The 22,320-nt window shown below is 53.0% G+C and carries 36 protein-coding genes and 1 tRNA gene; 23 read left to right on the top strand and 14 right to left on the bottom strand.

The genetic code is table 11. The features are described 5' to 3' along the window. Nucleotides 1–10 precede the first annotated feature (10 nt). Complete coding sequence (gene proA, locus FY206_RS05115) at nt 11–1,264, top strand: glutamate-5-semialdehyde dehydrogenase (protein ID WP_032638331.1); 1,254 nt, start codon at nt 11–13, stop codon at nt 1,262–1,264. 111 nt (nt 1,265–1,375) lie between these two features. Then, nucleotides 1,376–1,451 (top strand) — tRNA-Thr (locus FY206_RS05120). Nucleotides 1,452–1,465: 14 nt separating this feature from the next. On the opposite strand, the gene FY206_RS05125 is transcribed toward FY206_RS05120, so the two are convergent. The 10 genes from FY206_RS05125 to FY206_RS05165 form a co-directional block, all read right to left on the bottom strand. Next, nucleotides 1,466–2,623, bottom strand: coding sequence for a site-specific integrase (locus FY206_RS05125; RefSeq protein ID WP_243144153.1), 1,158 nt, complete (start codon nt 2,621–2,623; stop codon nt 1,466–1,468). Further along, nucleotides 2,506–2,853, bottom strand: a complete 348-nt coding sequence (locus tag FY206_RS05130; protein ID WP_072011928.1) for a helix-turn-helix domain-containing protein — start codon at nt 2,851–2,853, stop codon at nt 2,506–2,508. Before FY206_RS05130 ends, FY206_RS05125 begins: the two co-directional genes overlap by 118 nt. Nucleotides 2,854–2,894: 41 nt before the next feature. Further along, entirely contained in the window at nt 2,895–3,134 is a 240-nt protein-coding gene (locus tag FY206_RS05135; RefSeq protein ID WP_077064320.1) for a DUF4060 family protein, read from the bottom strand. A gap of 2 nt (nt 3,135–3,136) precedes the next feature. Beyond that, complete coding sequence (locus FY206_RS05140; RefSeq protein WP_080500339.1) at nt 3,137–5,707, bottom strand: Dam family site-specific DNA-(adenine-N6)-methyltransferase; 2,571 nt, start codon at nt 5,705–5,707, stop codon at nt 3,137–3,139. Further along, the gene (locus FY206_RS05145) at nt 5,704–5,862 is read right to left on the bottom strand and encodes a DUF1317 family protein (protein WP_077064319.1); all 159 of its coding nucleotides are present in this window, start codon (nt 5,860–5,862) and stop codon (nt 5,704–5,706) included. Before FY206_RS05145 ends, FY206_RS05140 begins: the two co-directional genes overlap by 4 nt. Further along, nucleotides 5,859–6,590, bottom strand: coding sequence for a single stranded DNA-binding domain-containing protein (locus FY206_RS05150; RefSeq protein WP_077064318.1), 732 nt, complete (start codon nt 6,588–6,590; stop codon nt 5,859–5,861). Before FY206_RS05150 ends, FY206_RS05145 begins: the two co-directional genes overlap by 4 nt. A 16-nt stretch (nt 6,591–6,606) precedes the next feature. Further along, entirely contained in the window at nt 6,607–7,275 is a 669-nt protein-coding gene (locus tag FY206_RS05155; protein ID WP_207708327.1) for a DEAD/DEAH box helicase family protein, read from the bottom strand. Then, complete coding sequence (gene exoX / locus FY206_RS05160) at nt 7,275–7,946, bottom strand: exodeoxyribonuclease X (RefSeq protein ID WP_077064316.1); 672 nt, start codon at nt 7,944–7,946, stop codon at nt 7,275–7,277. The genes FY206_RS05155 and exoX overlap by 1 nt, the downstream gene beginning before the upstream one ends. Beyond that, nucleotides 7,930–8,097, bottom strand: a complete 168-nt coding sequence (locus FY206_RS25265; RefSeq protein WP_167513844.1) for a hypothetical protein — start codon at nt 8,095–8,097, stop codon at nt 7,930–7,932. The genes exoX and FY206_RS25265 overlap by 17 nt, the downstream gene beginning before the upstream one ends. Before the next feature lie 84 nt (nt 8,098–8,181). After that, nucleotides 8,182–8,382, bottom strand: a complete 201-nt coding sequence (locus tag FY206_RS05165) for a cell division protein FtsZ (RefSeq protein ID WP_072778541.1) — start codon at nt 8,380–8,382, stop codon at nt 8,182–8,184. 220 nt (nt 8,383–8,602) lie between these two features. Between FY206_RS05165 and FY206_RS05170 the strand changes: the two genes are divergently transcribed. Beyond that, the gene (locus FY206_RS05170; RefSeq protein WP_077064315.1) at nt 8,603–8,812 is read left to right on the top strand and encodes a hypothetical protein; all 210 of its coding nucleotides are present in this window, start codon (nt 8,603–8,605) and stop codon (nt 8,810–8,812) included. A gap of 31 nt (nt 8,813–8,843) precedes the next feature. On the opposite strand, the gene FY206_RS05175 is transcribed toward FY206_RS05170, so the two are convergent. The 3 genes from FY206_RS05175 to FY206_RS05185 all read right to left on the bottom strand — a co-directional run bounded on the left by FY206_RS05175 (nt 8,844) and on the right by FY206_RS05185 (nt 10,368). Continuing rightward, complete coding sequence (locus tag FY206_RS05175) at nt 8,844–9,149, bottom strand: hypothetical protein (protein WP_077064314.1); 306 nt, start codon at nt 9,147–9,149, stop codon at nt 8,844–8,846. A gap of 2 nt (nt 9,150–9,151) precedes the next feature. Continuing rightward, on the bottom strand, nt 9,152–9,586 hold the full coding sequence (locus FY206_RS05180; RefSeq protein ID WP_077064313.1) for a hypothetical protein: 435 nt from the start codon (nt 9,584–9,586) through the stop codon (nt 9,152–9,154). An 86-nt stretch (nt 9,587–9,672) separates the two neighbouring features. Further along, complete coding sequence (locus tag FY206_RS05185; protein WP_077064329.1) at nt 9,673–10,368, bottom strand: XRE family transcriptional regulator; 696 nt, start codon at nt 10,366–10,368, stop codon at nt 9,673–9,675. A 110-nt stretch (nt 10,369–10,478) separates the two neighbouring features. Between FY206_RS05185 and FY206_RS05190 the strand changes: the two genes are divergently transcribed. From FY206_RS05190 to FY206_RS05230, 10 genes are all read left to right on the top strand, one after another. Beyond that, nucleotides 10,479–10,706 (top strand): helix-turn-helix domain-containing protein, encoded by a 228-nt coding sequence (locus FY206_RS05190; protein ID WP_077064312.1) that lies wholly within the window; start codon nt 10,479–10,481, stop codon nt 10,704–10,706. 37 nt (nt 10,707–10,743) lie between these two features. Next, nucleotides 10,744–11,064, top strand: a complete 321-nt coding sequence (locus FY206_RS05195) for a CII family transcriptional regulator (RefSeq protein WP_000426372.1) — start codon at nt 10,744–10,746, stop codon at nt 11,062–11,064. A 3-nt stretch (nt 11,065–11,067) separates the two neighbouring features. Next, entirely contained in the window at nt 11,068–11,217 is a 150-nt protein-coding gene (locus tag FY206_RS25270; protein ID WP_167513845.1) for a hypothetical protein, read from the top strand. A gap of 334 nt (nt 11,218–11,551) precedes the next feature. After that, nucleotides 11,552–12,442, top strand: a complete 891-nt coding sequence (locus FY206_RS05200; RefSeq protein ID WP_077064311.1) for a replication protein — start codon at nt 11,552–11,554, stop codon at nt 12,440–12,442. Beyond that, complete coding sequence (locus tag FY206_RS05205) at nt 12,439–13,836, top strand: DnaB-like helicase C-terminal domain-containing protein (protein ID WP_077064310.1); 1,398 nt, start codon at nt 12,439–12,441, stop codon at nt 13,834–13,836. The genes FY206_RS05200 and FY206_RS05205 overlap by 4 nt, the downstream gene beginning before the upstream one ends. Beyond that, complete coding sequence (locus tag FY206_RS05210; RefSeq protein WP_077064309.1) at nt 13,836–14,126, top strand: DUF4406 domain-containing protein; 291 nt, start codon at nt 13,836–13,838, stop codon at nt 14,124–14,126. The genes FY206_RS05205 and FY206_RS05210 overlap by 1 nt, the downstream gene beginning before the upstream one ends. Beyond that, on the top strand, nt 14,123–14,752 hold the full coding sequence (locus FY206_RS25440; protein WP_077064308.1) for a hypothetical protein: 630 nt from the start codon (nt 14,123–14,125) through the stop codon (nt 14,750–14,752). The genes FY206_RS05210 and FY206_RS25440 overlap by 4 nt, the downstream gene beginning before the upstream one ends. Further along, complete coding sequence (locus FY206_RS05220) at nt 14,749–15,030, top strand: hypothetical protein (RefSeq protein WP_059445267.1); 282 nt, start codon at nt 14,749–14,751, stop codon at nt 15,028–15,030. The genes FY206_RS25440 and FY206_RS05220 overlap by 4 nt, the downstream gene beginning before the upstream one ends. Next, nucleotides 15,027–15,338 (top strand): ead/Ea22-like family protein, encoded by a 312-nt coding sequence (locus FY206_RS05225; RefSeq protein ID WP_077064307.1) that lies wholly within the window; start codon nt 15,027–15,029, stop codon nt 15,336–15,338. The genes FY206_RS05220 and FY206_RS05225 overlap by 4 nt, the downstream gene beginning before the upstream one ends. Continuing rightward, nucleotides 15,335–15,730 carry a hypothetical protein gene (locus tag FY206_RS05230; protein WP_077064306.1) on the top strand — a complete coding sequence of 132 codons (396 nt, stop codon included), beginning with the start codon at nt 15,335–15,337 and terminating at the stop codon, nt 15,728–15,730. Before FY206_RS05225 ends, FY206_RS05230 begins: the two co-directional genes overlap by 4 nt. Before the next feature lie 56 nt (nt 15,731–15,786). Here the strand turns inward: FY206_RS05230 and FY206_RS05235 are convergent, their stop codons facing one another. Continuing rightward, nucleotides 15,787–16,488: a hypothetical protein gene (locus FY206_RS05235; RefSeq protein WP_100249864.1), complete on the bottom strand. Its 702-nt coding sequence runs from the start codon at nt 16,486–16,488 to the stop codon at nt 15,787–15,789. A 307-nt stretch (nt 16,489–16,795) separates the two neighbouring features. On the opposite strand from FY206_RS05235, the gene FY206_RS05240 reads away from it, so the two are divergent. The 10 genes from FY206_RS05240 to FY206_RS05285 all read left to right on the top strand — a co-directional run bounded on the left by FY206_RS05240 (nt 16,796) and on the right by FY206_RS05285 (nt 22,124). Next, nucleotides 16,796–17,248 carry a recombination protein NinB gene (locus FY206_RS05240; protein WP_077064305.1) on the top strand — a complete coding sequence of 151 codons (453 nt, stop codon included), beginning with the start codon at nt 16,796–16,798 and terminating at the stop codon, nt 17,246–17,248. Further along, entirely contained in the window at nt 17,238–17,537 is a 300-nt protein-coding gene (locus FY206_RS05245; protein WP_044702921.1) for a DUF1364 family protein, read from the top strand. The genes FY206_RS05240 and FY206_RS05245 overlap by 11 nt, the downstream gene beginning before the upstream one ends. After that, nucleotides 17,534–17,893, top strand: a complete 360-nt coding sequence (locus tag FY206_RS05250; protein WP_044242279.1) for a RusA family crossover junction endodeoxyribonuclease — start codon at nt 17,534–17,536, stop codon at nt 17,891–17,893. The genes FY206_RS05245 and FY206_RS05250 overlap by 4 nt, the downstream gene beginning before the upstream one ends. Next, nucleotides 17,890–18,573, top strand: a complete 684-nt coding sequence (locus FY206_RS05255; RefSeq protein WP_074139170.1) for a hypothetical protein — start codon at nt 17,890–17,892, stop codon at nt 18,571–18,573. The genes FY206_RS05250 and FY206_RS05255 overlap by 4 nt, the downstream gene beginning before the upstream one ends. Before the next feature lie 223 nt (nt 18,574–18,796). Then, nucleotides 18,797–19,267 (top strand): hypothetical protein, encoded by a 471-nt coding sequence (locus tag FY206_RS05260; protein WP_243144149.1) that lies wholly within the window; start codon nt 18,797–18,799, stop codon nt 19,265–19,267. Continuing rightward, nucleotides 19,261–20,202, top strand: a complete 942-nt coding sequence (locus FY206_RS05265) for a hypothetical protein (protein WP_077064303.1) — start codon at nt 19,261–19,263, stop codon at nt 20,200–20,202. Before FY206_RS05260 ends, FY206_RS05265 begins: the two co-directional genes overlap by 7 nt. Continuing rightward, nucleotides 20,108–20,722: a methyltransferase domain-containing protein gene (locus tag FY206_RS05270; RefSeq protein ID WP_077064302.1), complete on the top strand. Its 615-nt coding sequence runs from the start codon at nt 20,108–20,110 to the stop codon at nt 20,720–20,722. Before FY206_RS05265 ends, FY206_RS05270 begins: the two co-directional genes overlap by 95 nt. Nucleotides 20,723–20,838: 116 nt before the next feature. Then, nucleotides 20,839–21,237 carry a putative holin gene (locus FY206_RS05275; RefSeq protein ID WP_032666047.1) on the top strand — a complete coding sequence of 133 codons (399 nt, stop codon included), beginning with the start codon at nt 20,839–20,841 and terminating at the stop codon, nt 21,235–21,237. Continuing rightward, the gene (locus tag FY206_RS05280) at nt 21,234–21,509 is read left to right on the top strand and encodes a phage holin family protein (RefSeq protein ID WP_063217305.1); all 276 of its coding nucleotides are present in this window, start codon (nt 21,234–21,236) and stop codon (nt 21,507–21,509) included. Before FY206_RS05275 ends, FY206_RS05280 begins: the two co-directional genes overlap by 4 nt. Continuing rightward, the gene (locus FY206_RS05285) at nt 21,510–22,124 is read left to right on the top strand and encodes a glycoside hydrolase family 19 protein (RefSeq protein ID WP_031275085.1); all 615 of its coding nucleotides are present in this window, start codon (nt 21,510–21,512) and stop codon (nt 22,122–22,124) included. It begins immediately after the preceding gene. The last annotated feature ends 196 nt before the right edge of the window (nt 22,125–22,320 follow it).

A 22,320-nucleotide genomic window follows, 5' to 3' on the forward strand; every position in this document is an offset into this window, starting at 1 on the left:
GAGCCAGAACATGCTGGAACAAATGGGCGCTGCCGCGAAGGCCGCCTCTTACAAACTGGCGCTCCTTTCCAGCCGCGAGAAAAACCGCGTGCTGGAAAAAATCGCTGATTATCTGGAATCGCAATCCGCTGAGATCCTGCGAGCCAACGAACAGGATTTAGCTGAGGCGCGTGAAAACGGCCTGAGCGAAGCGATGCTTGACCGCCTGGCGCTTACTCCGGCGCGCCTGAAAGGCATTGCCGACGATGTCCGCCAGGTCTGCAACCTGGCCGACCCGGTAGGGCAGGTGATAGACGGTGGGCTGCTCGACAGCGGTTTACGCCTGGAGCGTCGCCGCGTGCCGCTCGGCGTCATCGGCGTGATTTATGAAGCCCGTCCCAACGTGACGGTGGATGTTGCGTCTCTGTGCCTGAAAACCGGCAACGCCGCCATTCTGCGTGGTGGGAAAGAGACCTGGCGCACCAACGCCGCGACGGTGAAAGTCATCCAGCAGGCGCTGGAAGAGTGTGGCTTACCGGCGGGGGCCGTGCAGGCGATCGAGAGCCCGGACCGCGCGCTGGTCAACGAAATGCTGCGCATGGACAAATACATCGACATGCTGATCCCACGCGGCGGCGCGGGCCTGCACAAGCTGTGCCGCGAGCAGTCGACGATCCCGGTGATCACCGGCGGTATCGGCGTATGCCATATCGTGGTGGACGACAGCGCTGAGATTGCGCCGGCGCTGAAGATTATCGTGAACGCGAAAACCCAGCGTCCAAGCACCTGTAACACCGTAGAAACGCTGCTGGTGCACCAGGGTATTGCGAGCACCTTCCTGCCAGCCCTGAGCAAACAGATGGCGGAGAGCGGCGTGACGCTGCACGCTGATGCTAACGCGCTCGCACTGCTGCAGGATGGCCCGGCAAACGTGGTTCCTGTAAAAGCGGAACAGTACGACGACGAGTTCCTGTCGCTGGATCTGAACGTGAAAATCGTGAGCGATCTCGACGACGCCATTGCGCACATCCGTGAACACGGCACGCAGCATTCTGACGCGATTCTGACGCGCACCCTGCGCAATGCCGATCGCTTCGTGAATGAGGTGGATTCCTCTGCGGTGTATGTGAATGCCTCCACCCGCTTCACCGACGGCGGCCAGTTTGGCCTTGGCGCCGAGGTGGCGGTCAGCACGCAGAAACTGCACGCGCGCGGTCCGATGGGGCTGGAAGCGCTGACCACCTACAAGTGGATCGGCTTCGGCGACGATACGATTCGTGCGTAAATAATCACGGGTGATGCAAAAATAGCCGTTTGATTCAAAAGGGCATTGACGCATCACCCGGATAGATCTAACCTTTTGCCCCGTGGTTACGTTCGTAACCGGCCTTTCAGGGCCGATATAGCTCAGTTGGTAGAGCAGCGCATTCGTAATGCGAAGGTCGTAGGTTCGACTCCTATTATCGGCACCACTAACCACGCGGGTTCACGCGATATTCACCAGTTCAGCAAAAGCGCCTTGTGCCATATTTGTGCCATTCCCCGCCAGGAATGAGTCGATTTGCATGGCATGCTGCGTCAGGTGATTCGGTGCCAGATGTGCATAACGCTGCACCATCTCGATGCTTTCCCACCCGCCCATTTCCTGTAGCGCACTGAGTGGCACGCCGGACTGTACAAGCCAGCTCGCCCATGTGTGCCGCAGGTCATGGAAGCGGAAATTTTCTATTCCTGCCCGCCTTAACGCCGCGCGCCATGCCGTGTTAGCATCAGACCGCATTTTGCGCACTGCCTTTGTTCTCGTTCCATCCGGGCGAACGGATGATTCAGTGTGAACAAAGACCCACCGGTTATGTTTCCCCAGCTGCTCCCGCAGCACCTTACAGGCCGATTCGTTCAGGGCGACCCCAATCGCCCTTCCTGCTTTCGCGTCCTCGGGGTGAATCCACGCGACCTTCCTCTGCATATCAATTTGCGACCACTCCAGATCTGTGATGTTCGACCTGCGCAGCCCCGTCGCCAGTGCAAAAATAACAACTGGCTTCATATGCTCGGGAAGCTCCCGGATCAGGTTCGCCGCTTCCTCTTTGGTTAGCCAGCGAATACGCTTATTTTTCGGCACCGGGCATTTGATGTTCGGCGCTTTGGCTATCCATCGCCATTCGTTGGCCGCGCATCGTAACAGCGCCCGGATGAAAGCAAGGTGCGTCGCCTTCGTCGCCAGCGACGCTGGTTTATCCTTAAATTCAGGAACCGGCTTACCTCTTCGCAGCTGGCTGTCCCGTTTAGCCTCCCAGTTCATTCGATGTTTGCGATTAACCATCGAACTCACCGCCGACAAGATCCTGTCTTCCGTGATTGCTGACAGGTCCATTCCTTTGAAGTGCATCCTCCAGAATCCGATCCGGCTTTTGTCATCGTCCAGGCTTTTCTTGTGCTGCTTTTCGTTAAGCCAGCGAACGCACGCTTCATCAAATGTTCGCGGCTTAAACTCCCCCATCTTATCAACTCGCCATGCTTCAGCTTTCAGCTGATCATAGAGCTCCTGCGCTTGCCTTTTGTCCGTTGTCCCAAGAGACCGTCTAATTCGACTTCCACCAGGCGTAACGAAGTCGCAGTGCCACGTACCGGCACGTTGTTTGATTGACATGCTTTATCCTCCTGCACATCAACCGCATTCACGGGTTGATTGTGGATCGGGTTCTTCACTGCCGCAATACAGTCTGTTTTGCAGATCAGGTATGGGCTTTTTTTCTTATGTGGATTTTTTCGGGTAGCAGCCAGGCGACCGGACTTTATCCACTGGGCAATCGTGCCTTTATCCACTTTTAGGAAGGCGGCGGCCTCATCTCTGGTAAATACTTCTTCGTCCATCGATGTTCTCCAGTGACCCCAGCCGGGGCCGTCATTGTTATTCAGTGTGCCTGTGCTGGCAGGTTTCGAAGTTTACGAACGCCGATCATTGCTGTGGCGACATAGCTGGTGGCCCGGTTGACGACTTCGACGGTGACCTTCATGCCATCCACCTCGACGGTGTAATTTGTCTGGTGTTTCTGCCTTCCGTAATCGCCATATTTTGCATGGTGCGCCGCCAGCGCAACATCGCAAGCGCGGCGACCAACAGGTGATTGCTTACTGCGATTAATCAGCCTCATCATCACTTCACTCCCAAAGTGGCTACGACATCACTCGCTGTTTCGCGGGTGCTGCCTTTGCTGGATATAGCCCGGCGAGCACTGACGCGGTGCAGGGTGAAGCCGTGCTGTTCGTAAAGTTCAATTACGCGCGGTGCGGTAGAATTGCTGATTACCACTTTTGCCCCCCGCTGGTGGGCTGCCACACAGCATTCCGCAAGCTCTACTTGGCTACCCCACGAGAACCCACCAGCCGCGTAGTTAGTGAAACCAGCGGTGCCGGGTAGCGGCTCATAAGGTGGATCGCAGTAAACGACGTCACCATCACCTGCCAGTGCTAGCGTGCGTCTGAAGCCTGCATTCATGAATACGCATGCGTGAGCCTTTCGCTTAAATGCCTTGATCTCTTCTTCCGGGAAATATGGCGCTTTATATTTCCCAAAGCCGACGTTAAAAAAACCGTCCAGGTTATAACGGATCAGGCCGTTGAAACAGTGCCGATTGAGGTAAAGGAATGCTGCTGCACGCTCGACCGCGTCCAGCTGCTGCGCATTGAATGCTTCACGAATTACCGTGTAGTTTTCGGCATCATTCAGGTGTCTGAATGCCTTCATTGCTTCGTAGATCACCGAATCGGGGACCACCGCCAGCATCTGATACAGGTTAATCAGGTCAGTGTTGACGTCAGCAAGCAGGAAGCATTCGTGCTTGTCTGAGTTAAGGAACACCGATCCGCCACCCACAAAAGGCTCGATGAGACGCTTACCTGCGGGGATCAGGCGATCCAGTTCCGGCAGCAGTGAATATTTACCGCCAGCCCATTTTAGGAACGGTCGCTGCCAGCTGCGCGGCGTAGGTTCTGCTATGGGCAGTGCTGCCGCGATACGTTCACCAATCCAGCGCATTACCGGGACGGCCATGCTGTTGCCGATCGCTTTATAGCGTGGCCCATCCGGGCAATCAGCCGCAGCTTTTCCGCGCCACGAAATCAGAGTGTGGTTATCGGGAAAACCCTGGAGTCGCTCGCATTCAACGGGCGTTAGGCGGCGAACCTGCATGCCAAACTGAACGACGTCAGCAGATGCACGCGAATCCTGCGTAAAGGCCACGTCTTCCTGATAGCCTTTACCTTGAGGGCCAGCAGCATCGTGGCGACCAATAGACGCGTGCTGGATGCAAATAGCGGGCGGCTGACCGCTGTTTGCATGGCTGGTATCGTGATTACCGGCTCTCAGCGTTGGTGACATATCCACGGTCGCATCAGCGCCATGGTCTTTGTAGCTGAAAGCTATTGCCGGGAAGCCTTGTCCTGGTTTACCTCCGCCAGTGGATAGAGGGCCGACTATTTGCCCGTCGCCGCCCTGCAAACGAATCTCACCACGACTGTTCTCCGCGAAAGCAATGGCTGGGGCCAGATTGGTGCCTGATTGTGCTGAAGTCAGCGTAGGGGCTTGTTCTTCAGCCCAACCAATGCCACCGGCTTTACTGCCCTGACCGGGTTTAAACCCATAACACACGGCGTTTTCCTGACCATGATTACGTCCCAACGTATGAGCCAACTCGTGATTAGTGTCAGGATCTTGCGTGCCATGGACAGCGAAGGTCTCTGTGTCAAAGTCCATTCTCACACCGTGGGCGGTGCATGCGGTTGCTACGTCGATACTTCCGCCAGTATTGCCTCCGCCATACGCCAAAACGTAGGTGTCCAAATCTTCTGCGGTGCTGTCGTTTTCTTTCGCCAACAATGTGCGGGAAATATCGGAATAAGCGTCTGATACAAGTCCAGATCCGCGCTGGCTGAAAATTTCCTGATTGCTGGCGCCAATACCACCAATATTGTTGGACTGGTTCAGGGTTGGGTGTGGATTTGCTGGGTTGTCCCAGTGACTACCGCCATCAGAGCGTTTTCCAGCATAGCTGGCAATTTCCGGTTGCGTTTCTCGGCGCGGCGGAGTATCCCGGCGCACGCTGTTGAGCTCAAAAAGTACCGCTGTGGGATCGAAGTCTTTTCGAGAACTTGCGACAACGAACACACGGCGGCGGCGTTGGGCCACTCCGAAAAATTGAGCATCAAGGACGCGCCAGGCGATAATCCTTTGTGGTCCAGACACACAACCTGCGTGCGTCCATTTTCCCCCTGCTGGCTGCAACTCGCAGCTTTCTCCGGCAAGTCCTGCCAGAAAACAGCCGAAGGCGTTGTCTTTGCTGCTGAGGACGCCCGGGACGTTTTCCCAGACGATGATCGCTTCTTCTTCCCCGCGTTCGCGGCGTTTGTCGTCGATTGCATTCGCTAATTCCACGTAAGAAAGGGTTAACTGTCCGCGCTCGTCGTCCAGACCATTACGCAGGCCAGCAATACTGAAAGCCTGACACGGCGTGCCGCCTACCAGCACATCTGGTGCCGCAACATCACCAGCTCGCACCGCAGCGGCGATTTTTGTCATGTCGCCGAGATTCGCCACCTGCGGCCAGTGATGAGCCAGGACAGCAGACGGAAACGCTTCAATCTCAGCAAACCATGCTGGTTGCCATCCCTGCGACTCCCATGCGACGCTGGCGGCTTCAATCCCACTGCAAACAGATCCGTATCTCATGCTGCCACCTGCTTTTCGTTAAGTTCTTCAGCCAGTCGTTGCGCTTTCAGTGGGTTGGTAACGACTTCACCCCACGGCAGCAACCATCCGTTTTTCTCTTTGAGCCAGGGAAGGCGCTCCGCGCCAACCCTGATTTCGTCCTGTGCGTGCGTCATAGCGCATAGATAGAGTGAGAAGGGAACGGAAGACCGATCGGCGCAAACGGGATATCGTCGTCAAAGTCTACCGGTGGCTGACCGCTGTTCTGCTGCAAGCGAGACTGTGGTGCGCCGCCAGTCTGATTTGCATAAGGGTTACCGCCATGTTGGGCATTGCGCGGGCCTGAGAACTGCGCGCCGCCGTGGATACGTTCATCCTTATCCTTCATCGACAGTTCAAGCGCGGCTATCGCTTCCGCTGGAGCGTTCTCAGCATGTTCGGCGTAGGTCTTACGCGTTCCCGGCTGGAAAACGTGGCGCACTTCGAACTTGTAGCCGTCGCCGCCGTCGTTTTTGGTGTAGAGCACCTTCTGGAGGAACAGGCCCACCTTTTTGCCAACCAGCGCCGGGCAGTGCCATTCGACGCCGTTCTGGCCTTGTACCTGCTGCGGTTGTGCCTGCTTGACCTGGGCGACCCACATCAGCGCCGATACCAGGCCCATGCCGAACGTCTGCTGGCCGTCCTTTCCGAGGAAGTTAATGCGCAAGTAATTTGCCTTTGCCCCGTTGGAGTCCAGGCTCAGTTCCAGCGCCTGGGACTGGCTGCCATCTTTCCCGAAGGTGTACACCGCAGAAACGATTTCGCCCTCGTAAGCGCCGGTTTCGCTGATCCCGCCTGTTGCGCCAGCTTTCTTCGCCATCTCAGCCGTTTCGTTGTTCCACATAAAAGTCATTGGTTGGTTCATCGTTAAATCCTCAATGTTACAATTCGGTCATAAATTCGGTGATAGCCACGTCTACGGCGTGGAGGTCGTTTTCCATTTCCGTCTGGTCCGGGAACAGGTCAGGCGGTGCTTTGGCGGTGTCGTTGTCATCGCCTTTGATGAGAAAAACGTGTTTGCCGTCCTTCTTGATGGCGCGCAGCACGATGGAGAAATAGCCCTCTGGCGTCAGCTTTTCGTTGAGCATCTTCCCGGTGGTCTTCATGCGGATCTTTCCCTCGGTCTCTTCGGTGTGAGCCAGGAAATAAACGCGGAAGTCGTCCGGCAGCTCGGTGGCCGCCATGATGATTCGCCAGATGTGATCTGCCATTTCGGTGAACTTTGCATAGCCGGTCTGGTACGCGCGGTTCATGTTTTCGTGCTGCATGACCACCTGGAAATCGTCGATGATCAGGACACGGCGCGTTTTCGACTGCACCATGCGATAGATGGTGTCCAGCACCGTTTCCCAGTTATCCGAGCGCAGAACGTTACCGCGCTGTTTGCTTCCGTCTGGCAGCAGCTTGCCGTGAAGTTTCCAGCCCGCAGACTTGAACGGCAGCATTTTGGGGATGCACTGGAGCAGCATCACGTCGTCCGGATTGAAGTTGCGCAGGCTGTAGGACTTGCCCGCGCCAGAGTCACCGAGGATCAGCACTGGAGTACCCATCATTTTCCCCCATTCAGCCAGTGGCTGGCCGTGAACAGCACATCTTCATCGTCGCTGTTGGCAACGAGCCAGCGCAGGTAACCCGGTTCTGTTTTTGCCAGCTCTGCGAAAGGGACTCCTTTATGCTTACCGAAGCGGAGCGCATGCAGCAGGGAAGGGTTATTGGAGATGGCCCGCATTTCGCCCATCGTCCATTTCGCCAGGCGGCCCATATAGAGCAGCAATTCGGCGGTGACATAGCAGTCATACAGCGCGCGGTGAGCGTAAAGCCCTTCCGGTACTTCCGGCTTCAGCCCGAGGCTGTAACGCAAGTACTGGTTGCTGTGGCTCTTGTGCTCCGGCAGGAGCGAACGCGCCAGCTTGGCGGTGCAGATCCACGGCGCGTTCATTGCGGTAAGCTTGGCTTTATCAAACTTCGCGTTGTGGGCGACGTATGCGTCGGCACCCATATAGCGGCCAATGACTTCACTGAGCAGCGGCGCGCCTTCCACCATGTCTTCGGTGATATGGTGAATAGCCATGGCTTCAAAACCGATCGCCACGCCTGGCTTAACGAGGTCGCTCATTGGGTTGCAGATCACCCCGTCGACAATATCGACGCTGGCTATTTCCACCACGGTTTCCGGGCCGCCTTCCAGCCCAGTCGTTTCGGTATCAATGACACGCAGCATTGTTAATCCCCTGTGTTCTGTAATCACAAACTGCATCGAAGTGCGCGAGCTGGTGGGCGATGGCCTCAAGGTCAGCTGGCGATAAGTGGTACATCAGGCACAGAAGCGCGATAAGGTTCATCGCCTGCTGCTGTTTGGTCGTAGCCTGCATATCCATTCCTCTGAAAAAGGTTGTAAGAATCCTGTCGCTGTAAAAGCCGACCGTTTAACAAAGTTGGTTTTGCTGGTGTCCCTGCTAATGGATGGCAGGTTTACCGTGCTGGTTGAGATAAACCTCTATCTCATCGTTAGTGGTGCGCAGGCGCTCAAACAGAGTGAACAGATACAACCCTTTGCCCACGTTTGCAGATGCGCGGTATGTGCGCCCCTGATACCTGACCAGCATCCCTGGTACAACGCTGGTTCTTGGTAATGTTGTTGTGCCGTAATTAGCCATCTCATCCCCTTGCCGTCTTCCCGGCTGCCAGAACTTTTACCCGGACATTCGCGTTTGAATGCGTTGTTTGGATGAGTTGATAATAGCAATGGCTATTGGGTATATCAATACGTATTGGTATTATTTTATCGAGAGAGTATTAATTGTTTGATAGCTAAGTGAATTTATTTTTGTTTTAGAGAGTGCTATGTTTGAAAAAACATCAGGAAGGAGTTGCGTGATGGATTTGGATGAAGAAAGGGTCAATATGATGGCTTATGCTGCCGGGCGGGCCGTGATGGAATTGTCGCTGGCAGATTTGCCTGTGACGCAGCAAGCCATCATCGACAAGTTGGAGCAATACCGCAGAGAAACAGGTAATGTGATCGGCAAAGGCGTTAACAGAGATGCTGCGGAGATAGTAAGGAAAGGTAGTAAGGCTGTGAAGTAGATACAAAAAAACCGGCACGCTGGCCGGTTAATTAAAGAGCTGCCTTAATAGCGTTGATGATAGGTGGGAGAAGTTGTGCGATAAAGATCGCTCCAACCACCCAAACTATGATGCTGAACTTCGCGTCACTAACGTCAGCCTTGGTAGCGTAATTTGATTTCATCACGGCAAGGTCAGTTTTGATGCCGTGCATGTCTTTTTCTAAATCTTTGATTCGTTGCAACATGTCATCACCTCCTCCGCTTCCATCTCCATCTTTAAAATCATTATGGGGGCTGGTTGGAATTTGTTCAACTATGTTTCCATCAAGAGGAACAGAGTATAAATGCCTCTTCATGCCTAAGTCCTTATTGGGTTGGCAGAAATAATTGCGCACTTCTTCTCATCAATCATATCGCTCAGGCCGTTATTTGTTTCTTCGAAAATCCTGTAAATGACGTCATATGTACCATTCCCGACTAGCTTGATATTTTTTACGTAAAGTGAAGTTCCAACCATTACTGAGGTGTCATTTATGGGTGAGAACATGAATGTTTCCAATGAGTTTTCATCGCCATTAGTGTCAGTGAGGGCTGATTCTCCATTAAATGTTACATCAAGTTCAGTGGTGTATTTTTTACCATGATCGAAGTACATCAAAGCTGTCAGATAGAATGAGCAACTACTAGGATACTCATTTACCACGACCAGTGGGTCTGGCTGCATGAAAGGAGAAATGCCAAGCCCTGGCTTTACTATCGTCGGGTAAATAGTAATTATTTTTTCCGTTCTCATAATATGTTTCTTCACGTCAAAAATCTATGTTAGCCCCGGCGCTGGCCGCAGCTTCGTCTCTACCCAAAAATATCCTCAGGTCACTTCTACAACTTGTTGTAAGCTATCGACTCATGAATTAAGGCTTTACCCATGATGTAGAGCTGATCTTGGTTTTCTTCGGTTATGTACCAGTCCTTGTAAGCCGGGTTATCTGAAAGGACGGCTAGCTGTAGTCCCTGCATTTGCAGGCGCTTTACATGGAAGTGCTGTCCGAAGACAAATGCATATACTCCGTCAACCTTGAAGCTTCTCACTGACACATCAAAGAAGAGTCGATCGCCAGACTGAATCGTTGGGCACATGCTATCACCGTCTACAGTCATTACCTTCACATCATGCTGAGAGCGATTTCCGAATAGGGAGCGCGCGTGCTCAGTTGTGAACTCGATAGCATGCAGAACTTCTACAAACTCAGAAATCATAAACGATCCTGGTCCAGCGCTAACCGTCAGGTCGAGAACATCAACCCTGAATACATCAGGTACCGTATTCTCCGCTACCGGGATTACCGGTTGCTGCCCATCATTTCTCATCGGACCAGCACCTGTGGAAAGCCACTCCGAACGCACGCCGAGCGCTTTAGCTATTTCTACAATCTTTGTCGAACCACGGGCGTTACCGCTAGTCAGTCGCCAGATAGTAGGCTGCGCAACACCCGAGGCCTTAGCTAAAGCCCCTTGAGACATACCTGAAGCTGTCATTGCCTGGTTAAGGCGCTCAGCAAGAGTTTCTTTTTTCATAGTTTTTAATTTATACGCTTGCGTATTGATGGTCAAAACACGTTTAGCTATTGCCAATACCAATACGCATTGCTATTATCAGTTTGACCCAATACTTATAGGAATTGGATATGACGAACAACACCATCCAGCGAGCAATTGATATCGCTGGCAGCCAAAAAAAATTAGCTGACCTTTGTGGCGTAGCTCAACCCACTGTATGGCGATGGCTACACGGTGGTGGCATTGATGCTCGCTACGTTATGAAAATTGTTTCTGCCACTGACGGAAAGATTAAAGCCACTGAAATCAGGCCAGATTTAGCTCAGTTATTGGGAGCTAACAATCCCGCAGCCTAAGTGTCGACCTAACCACTCACCACAGGAATTATCACCAATGGAGAACGCAATCGCACGAAAGTTAGACCCGCCAGTTATCAATCCGGTTGAGATAGAAAGCGTCTTGCTCAACCGGCTTGCATCAGTGGGCCAGAAGTCTTACGCCGAGCATATGGGCATCAGCGAGTCGACGGCCAGCAGGCGAAAAGCTGAGGGGCATTTCAGCACCATGGCGAAAGAGCTGGCCTTCCTGGGTATTCAGGCCGCGCCACCGGAAGCAGTGCTGGTATCGCGGGAGTATCTGGCCTCAGTCGAAACGCTCGCCGATATCGGGCTGAAAGCCGAACGAGCAAGGCCGGGGCCGCTGGGGTGGGATTAAGCCATGAACCATATCGAATTCATCGAAAAGCATGTTCGTGAAGAACTGCTGAAGCTCGGTTTCTCTCTGGGAGTGGCTCAGGGGGGGGGCATTCCAGGCTATCGACATGTACAAGCGCATGAGCCAGGCAAGCAGAAAGGGGAAGATTTTTGATGATGTTTTACGGCACGCAAAGCTGTGGGCGGAGAAACAGCAGTTACCCGCTGACCGGTTTGAGAAGCGAAAAGTTAAACGGAACGCCCAGCCGGGCCTGTTCTGAAAAGGCGAAAGCCGCTGTGCGTGAACACAAGCGGCCTTCAGGTGCAAAAAACGTCAGTCAATTGCGAGGTCAATTCTAATGCCAAAGCGCAAAAAGTACCAGGAAAATGAGGAGCGACGCCTTCAGGATTCCCCTGATGGGCTGGTGGTTGCCGCGTCAAAAACAGGGCGTTCGCCGAACGTCTTGTTGGCGTGATCCGTCTGGCTCTCGCTACGTCGGGAGTGAAAAATGGGCGTCGTTAAGTTAGCAGACTACAGGCCGCCGCTGGAGGTCGTGGAGCATCGCGTGGCGCAGCTGGAAGATGGTTTTACTCGTGTTGCTAATGAGCTTCTCGATGCTGTCATGGCATCCGGACTAAGCGAAACAGAGCTGTGTGTTGTCCTTGCTATTTGGCGCAAGACGTATGGCTACAACAAGAAGATGGACTGGGTTAGCAATGACCAGCTTGAGCAGATGATTGCCAAGCATCACACACACTGTTCGACAGCAAAAAATCAGCTTGTTGCCAAAAAAGTCTTGGTCCAGGAGGGGCGTAGCGTGGGTATGAATACCAACATCATCGAGTGGAAAACAAAGATTAACGGATTCTGCAAAACATTAGCTAAACCTGCTAAGGATTCTTTAGCGGAAGTTGCTAATAAAACCTTAGCTGAAAGTGCTAAGGAAACATTAGCGGAAGGTGCTAAGGATGATGGCGAAACCTTAGCAGAATCTGCTTTTGAAACTAAGCAGGATCTGCTAACCACAAAAGACAATATACAAAAGACAATAAACAATACCCCCCAACCCCCAGAGGGGGAGTGTGTCGGGCAGGAAGAAAAACCTGTCTCAAAGAAACCCCCAATCGACTACCAGGCGGTGCTGTCTGCATACAACACCACCCTGGGAGACCGCCTTCCCCAGGCAGAGGCACTAAACGACAAACGTCGCCGTGCTATCAAACGCCTGCTGACCGAACTGAAAGAGCCAACCGTCGAGGCTGTGGAGAATTATTTCGCAGCCTTCGCTGAGCGAGCACCAAAGTTTTACTTCGGTGAGAACGACAGAGGCTGGCGCGCCAGTTTCGATTATCTGTTGCGCTCTGACACCCTGCTGAAAACCAGGGAGAAGGCGCTATGACCGACATGAACATGATCCCTCAGAACATCGAAGCCGAACAAAGTGTGCTGGGCGGCATGATGCTGGATAGCGGTAGTGATCGCTGCCAGACCGCTATGTCGATGCTCAAACCAGAATCGTTCTACATCCGCCCCCACCAGGTGATTTTCGCCGAGATGCGGGAGCTGGTAGCCAACCAGAAGCCTATCGACCTGATCACCCTGATTGAGTCGCTGGAATCTAAAGGGCTTGGCGAGCAGGCTGGTGGATTCGCTTACATGGCTGAGATATCCAAAAACACTCCCAGCGCGGCGAACATCGTTCACTACGCCATGCTGGTGCGCGAGAAAGCCATGGAGCGCTACGGCATAGACAAGCTGACCAGCGCCACTGAACTGCTGTTCTCCCGCAACGGGATGACCACCAGCCAGAAGTTTGACGCTATTCAGACCCTGTTCACCGATATCGCTGACTACGCGAAAACCGGTAACCGCCGAGGGCTTCGCGAGTTTTCGGAAGTGATGGGCGACTGGGTGGACGAGGTGGAAGCGCGCTGGAGCGACTCAGACGCAACGCGTGGACTGTCGACGGGGATTGGCTCGCTGGATGACCTGCTGCAACCGAAAGGGCTGGTTAAAGGCGCTTTGATGGTGATCGGCGCACGTCCAAAGATGGGTAAAACCACGCTGTATAGCCAGCTGGCCGTCAACTGTGCCGAAGTTGAACAGCTCCCCGCGCTGATGTTCAGCCTCGAAATGCCGGATAAGCAGATTGTGGAGCGCATGATCGGGCAGGTCAGCCGCGTTAATACCGACGTGTTTTATGGCGATCGGTACGACGACGCGCAGGTGGCAATGGCTTTTGCTGCTGGTGGACGTCTGGCCCAGACCGGAAATCTGTACGTCGACGACACGCCCGGGATAACGCTGGCACACATCGTCGCAGAGTCACGTCGCATCAAACGCGAACGCGGCGCTGTCGGCATGGTGCTGGTGGACTACCTGACCCTGATGACCGCCGACAAGGCTGACCGTAACGATCTGGCCTACGGGATTATTACGAAGGGGCTGAAGAACCTGGCGAAGGAACTGAACTGCATCGTGGTGCTGCTTACTCAGCTGAATCGCGATCTGGAGAAGCGCACCAACAAACGCCCGATGCCTAGTGATTCCCGCGACACCGGGCAGATTGAGCAGGATTGTGATTACTGGATCGGTATTTACCGCGAAGGCGCATACGACGAAAACGCAGATCAGGCGGCTACCGAATTGCTGTTGCGCCTGAACCGCCACGGCCCGACAGGCGTTGTTTATTGTGACCAGCGCAACGGGGCGATCTACGACTGTGACCAGGCTGCTGCTGAGCAGAAACGCCGCGCGAATGATGCCAGACCCAACAACAAGAGGGAATTTTGATGAAAATTTACATTGCTGGGCCAATGACCGGCATCGCGAAATATAACCGTCCTGCGTTCCATTTCGAGGCTATGCGCCTGGCTTCGGAAGGCCATGTGGTGTTAAACCCCGCGACGCTTCCCGATGGCCTGAGCCAGCCAGAGTACATGGATATTTGTCTCGCGATGCTCCGCTGCGCTGAAGGCATTTTCCTGCTGTCCGGCTGGCAGAACTCCGCAGGCGCAAAAGCGGAACACGCTCTGGCTCAAAAGCTGGATCTGGAAATCATTCATCAGGAGAGTGCGGTATGACCAACAAAACCAAAGAACTCGTCGCTGCCGGGTATGCGCTGGCGAAAGATCTGCATTGCGCTGAGTCTGCCGCGCTGGTGCGTGAACTGGCGACGCAGCTGGATGTGCAACTGTCTCGCAGTAATGCGCTAGCTGCGGAGAATGCGGGGCTGAAGGCTGAGGTGCCAATGGGTTCCATTGTGAATGGCCGTGCGTTTGCGGATCGCTTAGAGGCGTACCCGTTTGAGTGTCAGGGTGGAAATCTCAATATGTGCAGTGACTGGCAAGAACTCCTCCGTTGCTTCGAGCACCTTTCGGAATGGGCAATGCACGGTCAACCCGAAACCCCGTCCACGGACGCTTTCCTGGCTGAAGTGCGGGCTAGCGCTATTCCTGAAGGTTACGTGCTTGTTCCGCAGGAAATGCACCTGTCGTCGGAAGCTATGGAAGGAATTTGCTTCCACTGCGGAGACGGCGACCATAACTTTGGTGAATTCACTGATGGCACGTTGTTTGTCGGGGACGTCGATTACGGCGATGGCAAGAAGGTGCATGGTCTGCACATCGCAACAGCCGATTATCCCGAGGAAGGATGCGCGACAATCTGCGAGTTCGCCGCCCAGCTTCGCAAAGGAGTGCAGTCATGAGCGTAATCCAGTACGTAGTTAGTGATGCAGGCACGTTTCCTGAGGATGCATTTTTTCTCGATCCTCGACACATCGATGAGCTCACTTCTGAGTGGGAATTGGAATGCTTGTCTCAGGATGCCGCCCTTGATTATTTCGACAACCATGACGGCTGGGAATCTGACTGGCCGTTGGATATCGAGTTATTCATTGACGGTGAGAGCGTAGGTGTATTCGCGGTTGAAATGGAACATGTACCTCGCTTCAGCGCAAGAAAAAGACCGGAGGCCGCCCAATGAGCAACATCGACAAACAGGCGCTGCGTGAAGCGGCTGAGGCAGCAATTGGGGCACATGAGCGCCTTAGTGTTATGCCTCCTGATGATATTTTCGATATCTCACTGGCCGAAGGAACCCAGCTTGATGCAGATATCACCGCGTTGAACGCTCTGAACTCTACAGCCAACCCCGCCACCGTGCTGGCGCTGCTGGATGAGCTGGAAGCCAAAGACAAGCGGATTGCAGATTTGAAGGAGGCATTCAGCATTGCATTGTCTGCTGCTGGTATCGATGTCCCCGCCGCAGCCGGTAAAGGAGAGGCATCATGAGCACCATTTCCAAAGAGCGTCTGGAACAATTAGCATCTGGAAACGCATGGGTTTGCGTTCAGGATGACGAAGCAACTGAGCTGGCGCGTATCGCGCTGGCATCGCTCGAAGCGGAACCTGCCGGCTGTGATGCCTGTGGTGGTAACGGTTCGGTAGACATCGATCACGGCGAGATGGGCATTGAGCATATCGAGTGTCCGAAATGTTACACCGCCCCTCCAGCGCCGGTAGATGTGCCTGATGATGTTTCTGGTCCCCTAGCTCATGCCTACAAAGAGCTTACGCCTCACGTAGCAAGCTTATCCAGCGGCACGGCAGCAGTAGGTGAAGTAATGGATAAATCCACTACCGAACTGAATGTTAGTGATGAAAATTTATTTATGACTTACTGAAATAACCGAGTTATTGCCCCCTTTGCTGTGAAAAAAAAAGGGGGCTGAATATACATTTATGCACGCATTTCTACTATTTTTTTTATGTCTATTTCTTCGTGGAAGGGTTGATCATGAGCAATGCTTAAAATCGTAGGGATAGATAGTGTAACTAGTGGTAAGGCCTTATCAGTTCCCTTTCTAGTTTCTTCTAATTGTGATAATACATATTGATCCATTATATCTCTATATCTTTCTTTTAGCTTTTCAAGTGTAGGTTTAATCACATCAAATACAACTTGCCCGTAGTCAATGGCTTCTTTTTTGCTTGGTATTTTTCCTTTGTGTATAACGGCATTTCTGAACTTAACGTTATCGGTGGAAAGTAGTGGCGGTTTATTTCCATATTCAAGTAAATATAGAAATATAAACGCACCTAACTGTCTTTCGGATTGAACAGAAATTTCTTTCCATGAATCATTTATTTCATTTTGCTCTACACCTTTAGATATGCACACGATTTTAATAAAAAACTCATTAAATCTCTCTAAAGAAGCTGTAAAGGATGATATTGCCTCTCTATAATATCCATCATTAATTGCATAGATACCTATATCAAATAAAATCTCAAACTTTCGCTGTTGTAGTATAGTAATGGATTTATGTCCTTTGGGACACGTCGCTTCATAAAGACCATCATCGGTAAATTCAACAGTTGATATTTCCTCTGCTTTACCATTTTCTTGCATACATTTCCCGCATGTGATTGGTAATCTCATGAGTTGTTCCTTATGGAGGGGTAAGTAAACCTACTTTAATTTTATTATCTCATTTATCCAGCCAGTAAGTAAGCTTCAGATACATGTTGTTTTTCTATTCATATCTCGAAAATGGGAAAAATATTACGTTTGATTATCAAGTGGTGCTGGTACATACTATCTATGTCAGCCTGAACAACTGACACCCGGACATTCGCGCCACGGAGAACACCATGGCGCAGCACCACCAGCTTAAACACAATCGCCTGACGTTATCCGACGTCAGCGATTTGTCGTATTTGTCGCTTAACCTCTTCGGAGGTGACGCGTGAGCCAACAATTCCACCTCGTTAACGAAAGCGTTAAGCAGAACGCTATCAACTACATTCGTCAGTTGCCGGTCGACAGCAATCGCCCGCTGATTCTCGACGTGAAAGAATCGACGCGCACCGCCATTCAAAACCGCAAGATGTGGCCGCTACTGAAAGACCTTTCCGACCAGGTTCTCTGGTTCGGCAATAAATACGATTCCGACGACTGGAAAGACCTCATCACCGCGCTGGTGGCGAAGACCAAAAAGCAGGAACAGCGAATGGCCCCCGGCCTTGATGGCGGTGTCGTTATGTTCGGCCAGCGCACCAGCAAAATGACCATTCCCCAGATGGTAGAGGTCATTGAGGCGATTTACTGGTTCGGCACCCAGCAGGGCGTCACCTTCAGCGAACAATCCCGCAATGAAATCGAGTGGGCGAAGCGTTGGGGGGACAGCAATGCGAAATAACCCTAGTCAGAGAACCTACCGCAGCAAAAAATGGCTCGCTGCTGTAGGGCAGATCGAACAGTGCGTGTTATGCGGTTCGTGGGGGACGCAGGTGGCGCATCGCAATGAAGGAAAAGGCATGGGCCTGAAAGCCGATGATTGCGCCACGGCGGCGATCTGCGTTTGCTGCCACGACAGCATCGACAACGGGAGCAAGCTATCGCGCGACGAACGCCGCCAGCTGATGGACCGCGCTATCGTTCTGACCGTTATCCAGATCGCCCGCCTTGGGCTGGTGGTGCCAGCATGAAAATTTACGATATCACTCCTGTCGCCAAGCCTCGCATGACCCGAAGCGATCGCTGGCGCAGTAGGCCGGAAACCTCCGCTTACTGGTTCTTTAAAGCTCAGGTGCGCCGTCTCGGTATAACCCTCCCGGAATCCGGTTACCACATAACATTCGTATTGCCCATGCCGAAAAGCTGGAGCAAGAAGAAGCGTCAGCAGCATGATGGCCAGCCACACCAGACCAAGCCGGATAAGGACAATCTGGAGAAAGCGTTACTGGATGCGATATTCGATGATGACTGTCGGATATGGGACGGCAGAGTAACGAAACGATGGGGAGAGACAGGCCAGATCATTATCCAGGAGAATGCAGAATGACACGCAACGACATTAACAATTACCAGAAAGCGTCTGTTGAGCGTACCAACCCGCAAAACGCCTGGGTGACGCTGGCAGCAGCTCCACGCAGATCTTACCTGGGGAAATACCGCCGACTTACACCATCGCAAAGCCGTTGGGTTCGTTCGTTGCTGAACCACTGGGGCGGTATGTACGGGGGCAGCGGAACAGAACACCTTTCTGGTGGCGGTGGTATGTGGTCAATGATATTAACCGGCTGGACTGGCGAGCAGCAGGAGCGGATCGCTACCGTGCTGTCTGGTCTGCGTAAAATTGGCTATACCGGAGATGCGTTGTTTGAGCAGGCTAAAGCCATCATTTGGCCGAAGAAATCACTTTCTGACCTGATCGGCAACGCCGGGGATCAAGAGGAAGCTGCATTCATGGAGGCTATCATCCTGAAGTCCTTCAAGCCGGGGAATCCCGTGTATGAGATAGGGAAGGACTATTACACCTGGCGGAAAACCATCAATGACATGGCTCGATGGATGCAGTATTACTACGCGCCGTTTCTGACCGAAAAGCAATGTATTGACCGTGTGCGCTGGTGTATTGAGTTGTTCAACTCTGCTGTCTTCTTCACGTTAAAAGATGAATTAGGCTTCGAAAATGCAAAAACTTGCGAAAAAGACTTGAAAACGAGTTTTGAAACTGCATAATTCAGATATGCTCGGACGTCAAAGGCGAAAGAGCTTACCCACCAGCGGAGATGCCTTGCGCGGAGCGGTGGGAACCACATTTAAGCCCTTGCAGAAATGCAGGGGCTTTTTTATTGGCTCAATGCCACCGGGTGAATAACGTATGCACACGGCGATCATCTGCGCTTCTGGCCCGTCCCTTACTCCCGTTGACTGTCAAATAGCTGCACGCTCAGGGATTCCTGTGGTAGCGGTTAATTCATCATGGCGAGCCATACCGGAATGCACCCATATTTACGCTGGCGATCTGCGCTGGTGGGATGTGAACATTCCCGCGCTGCCCGATGGCCCCGAACGCTGGTCATGTAACCGGAGAGCACACACCCGATACGGCGTGAACCTCTTCCCGACAGATACCAGTGGCACATTCAATTCGGGACAAAGAGCGATCCTGCTTGCTCATTGGTTGGGGGCAAAAAACGTCATCCTGCTGGGCTTCGATTGCTCAATCTCAAATGGTAGTCACTGGCACGGTGATCATACAGCCCTCGATAACCCGACAGCAGCAAACGTAAAGCGCTGGCATGGCGAGTTTGCCCGGGTTGCGGCGCAACTGCGTGGAAGCGTCCAAATCATCAACAGCAGCCGCCAGACGGCGCTTAATTGCTTTCGTCGTCTACCTCTTGAAGCGGCGATCAGCGAGGTTACATGCTGAATCCTCCGATTTACATCGATGGCATGTTGGGAATGGGAGATACCATTTACCAGCGTGCTTTCGTCAAACAGCTGCCTGCGGGGACATTCATTAAGACGGCATGGCCGGAGCTTTACGAAGACCTGCCAGTAAAAGCTGTCCGAAGTGATACCGCGCTCAGAACGCAGCGAAAAAACGAGTTTCGCAGCTCTGCAAAGTTTTATCCGCCGCCATCGCCACGCCAGACGAAGCGAATATTTTACGGACCGGATGATCTGCGGCGCGGTTCGATATTTGATGCAATGCGCCGCCAGTTCGGCGTAACGCCAGCAGTGCTTGATTTGCCATCCTTTGGCCCGGCGCAGTTTACGCACCAAAAGCCGATCGCCGTTATTCGTCCGGCAACGGTTCGTTCTGAATGGCGTAGCGACTCCCGAAACCCTGACCCCGATTACCTCCTGCGCGCATCGCGAATCCTGCGGAAACATTTCTGCGTGATTAGCGTTGCTGATTTGCAGGACGGGGAAGAGTGGCTGGTGGGTGAAGAACCAGAGGCAGATCTGAAAATGCACGCTGGCGAGCTCAGTATCAAAGAGCTGATGCGCCTGGTAGAGCATGCCGCTGTCGTGGTTACGCCTGTTGGCTGGGCGCTGCCCGCTGCCATTGCGTACAAAACACCTGTTTACGTTGTCGCTGGTGGGCGCGGTGGGCATAACGCTCCCGAGATAGTCACCGATCCGGCGATGGATTTATCCCGCGTTGGCTGGGCAATCCCGGACAATTATTGTCGCTGCGAAGCGTGGGATCACCATTGCGACAAACGCATCTCCAACTTTGATTCAAAATTCGAGGCCTGGCTGAATGAAGTCGTTTTATCAGGAACTGAACAGCGGGCTGGTATTCCTCCCGGAGCTGGGCATCGGTCGTTATCCGGTTCCGGCATCTCGCCCGTATGACGAGCAGTATTTCGCGAAGTATCAGCAGCTGGCCGATACCGAAACGGGGCGAGCATTAACGCAGTCCAGAATTGAGCTGGTGGCGCGCCATTTTCACGGCCCTGTTCTCGACGTTGGTATCGGTGCCGGTCAGTTCGTCTCTACCCGACCGGGAACGCTTGGGTATGACGTTAATCCGGCTGGTATCGCCTGGCTGAACGAGCGGGGCGCATTCGCTGACCTCTACGCCTGTCAGTGGCGCGCGCTGACGATGTGGGATGTACTGGAGCACATCGACGAGCCGGAGCTGGCGGTACAGCAGGCTACAGAGTTTGTTTTCGTGTCGATCCCCATTTTTACCGATGCCGGAGACATTCTTCGCTCGCACCATTTCAGGAAGAACGAGCACATCTGGTATTTCACTGACGATGGTATTAAGCGCTGGTTTGCTGAGCAGGGCTTTGAATGCGTGGAACACAACAATATCGAGTGTGAGCTCGGGCGCAAGGGTGTTGGCACTTACGCTTTCAGGCGTACTTGAGTTAACCCTCATTCTGCCCGCTTCGGCGGGCCTCTTTTTCAGGCTACGGGAATCATCCTCGACGTGCTTTGTGTTAAATCCAGCCCGATAGCCTGAACCCTACACACGGAAATCATATGTCTGATCCATTAACTGTAGCTGGTGGGTTTGCTGCCGGGACTGTGGGGGTGACGCTTGCCACTCTATTTCCCGAAGCCACTCCCGGCGTAATGCTTTTCTCCCTCGGAGGTGCTGCGCTCTATGTGTTGACGTCTGAGCCGCACCAGATATGGAAACAGGCGGTATTCGCGATTATTTCGTTTCTTGGCGGCGTCTCGTTCGCGGTGCCTATGGCGACCATCATGGCTGGCGTTATTAACTCTGCACTGAGTTTGCTGACACCACCAGTGACCATCGAAGTATCACCAAATATCGGCGCGCTGGTCGCCGCATCCATTTCGGTCGCTATCCTCCTTCGCATTTTGTCCAAATCCAAAAACGGGAGCCTTCCCGGACTGGATGGGGGTGATGAATGACATGGGATTCGCTGATGCTTCACGCAAACGCAGTGGTTTGCCTGCTGATAATGTTCCGTCTGATGTTCTTCAATAAGACGGGGAAAGCGTATCGGCTTGGCGTCTCATTGTTTGCGTACCTGATTATTCTTTCAGCCGGATATACCGCATTCCGGATTATCCATGGCGATTACGTACAGGTCGACCCTGGTGAATTCATGCTGAATGCGACTGTTTGCGTTGCGGTATGGGTGGCTGGCGGGAATCTGGCAAAATTTGTGAGAGCAACATAGATGAATCAATCTCAATTTCAAATGGCGGCTGGTATCAGCGCCGGGTTGGCTGCGCGCTGGTTTCAGCCAGTAGATGCGGCGATGAAAGAATTTGGCATTACAGCACCTGCGGATCAGGCCATGTTCATCGCTCAGGTAGGTCATGAGTCTGGTGGCTTTAGCGCTGTAGTTGAAAATTTGAACTACACGCCATCGGCGCTGGTGGCGACCTTCGGAAAGAGGATCACACAGCAGCAGGCTGATGCGCTTGGCAGAACAACCGAACACGCAGCCCGCCAGGATGCCATCGCCAATCTGGTGTATAGCAACCGCCTGGGTAACAAAGCGCCCGGCGACGGCTGGAAATATCGCGGCAGAGGGTTAATTCAAATCACTGGCCTCGACAATTATCGCACCTGCGGGGCGGCGCTGAAGTTAGACCTCGTTACTTCACCTGAACAGCTCGAACAGGAACTTCAGGCAGCACGCTCTGCCGCCTGGTTCTACACATCCAAAGGGTGCATGGCCTACGGTGCCGATATTACTCGTGTTACGCGCATCATTAACGGCGGCCTGAATGGCATTGATGACCGCAAGATCCGCTACAACAAAGCGCGGGCGGCGCTGCTGGTATGAAAATGAGTTATTGGGTGCTCATTGTGACGTTTATCGCCTGTATTGCAGGCGGTCTTGTCTGGTCAGCGGATCACTATCATGGAAAGTTTCTGGAGGAACAGCGTCGCGCTGACGATGCAGAACAGCGTGCTGATTCCTCTGAGACCATCACCGCGAATGTCCTGCGCACCGTGGCAATAACGAACATCATTCTGGA

The sequence above is a fragment of the Enterobacter chengduensis genome, from assembly GCF_001984825.2.
GTDB lineage: Bacteria > Pseudomonadota > Gammaproteobacteria > Enterobacterales > Enterobacteriaceae > Enterobacter > Enterobacter chengduensis.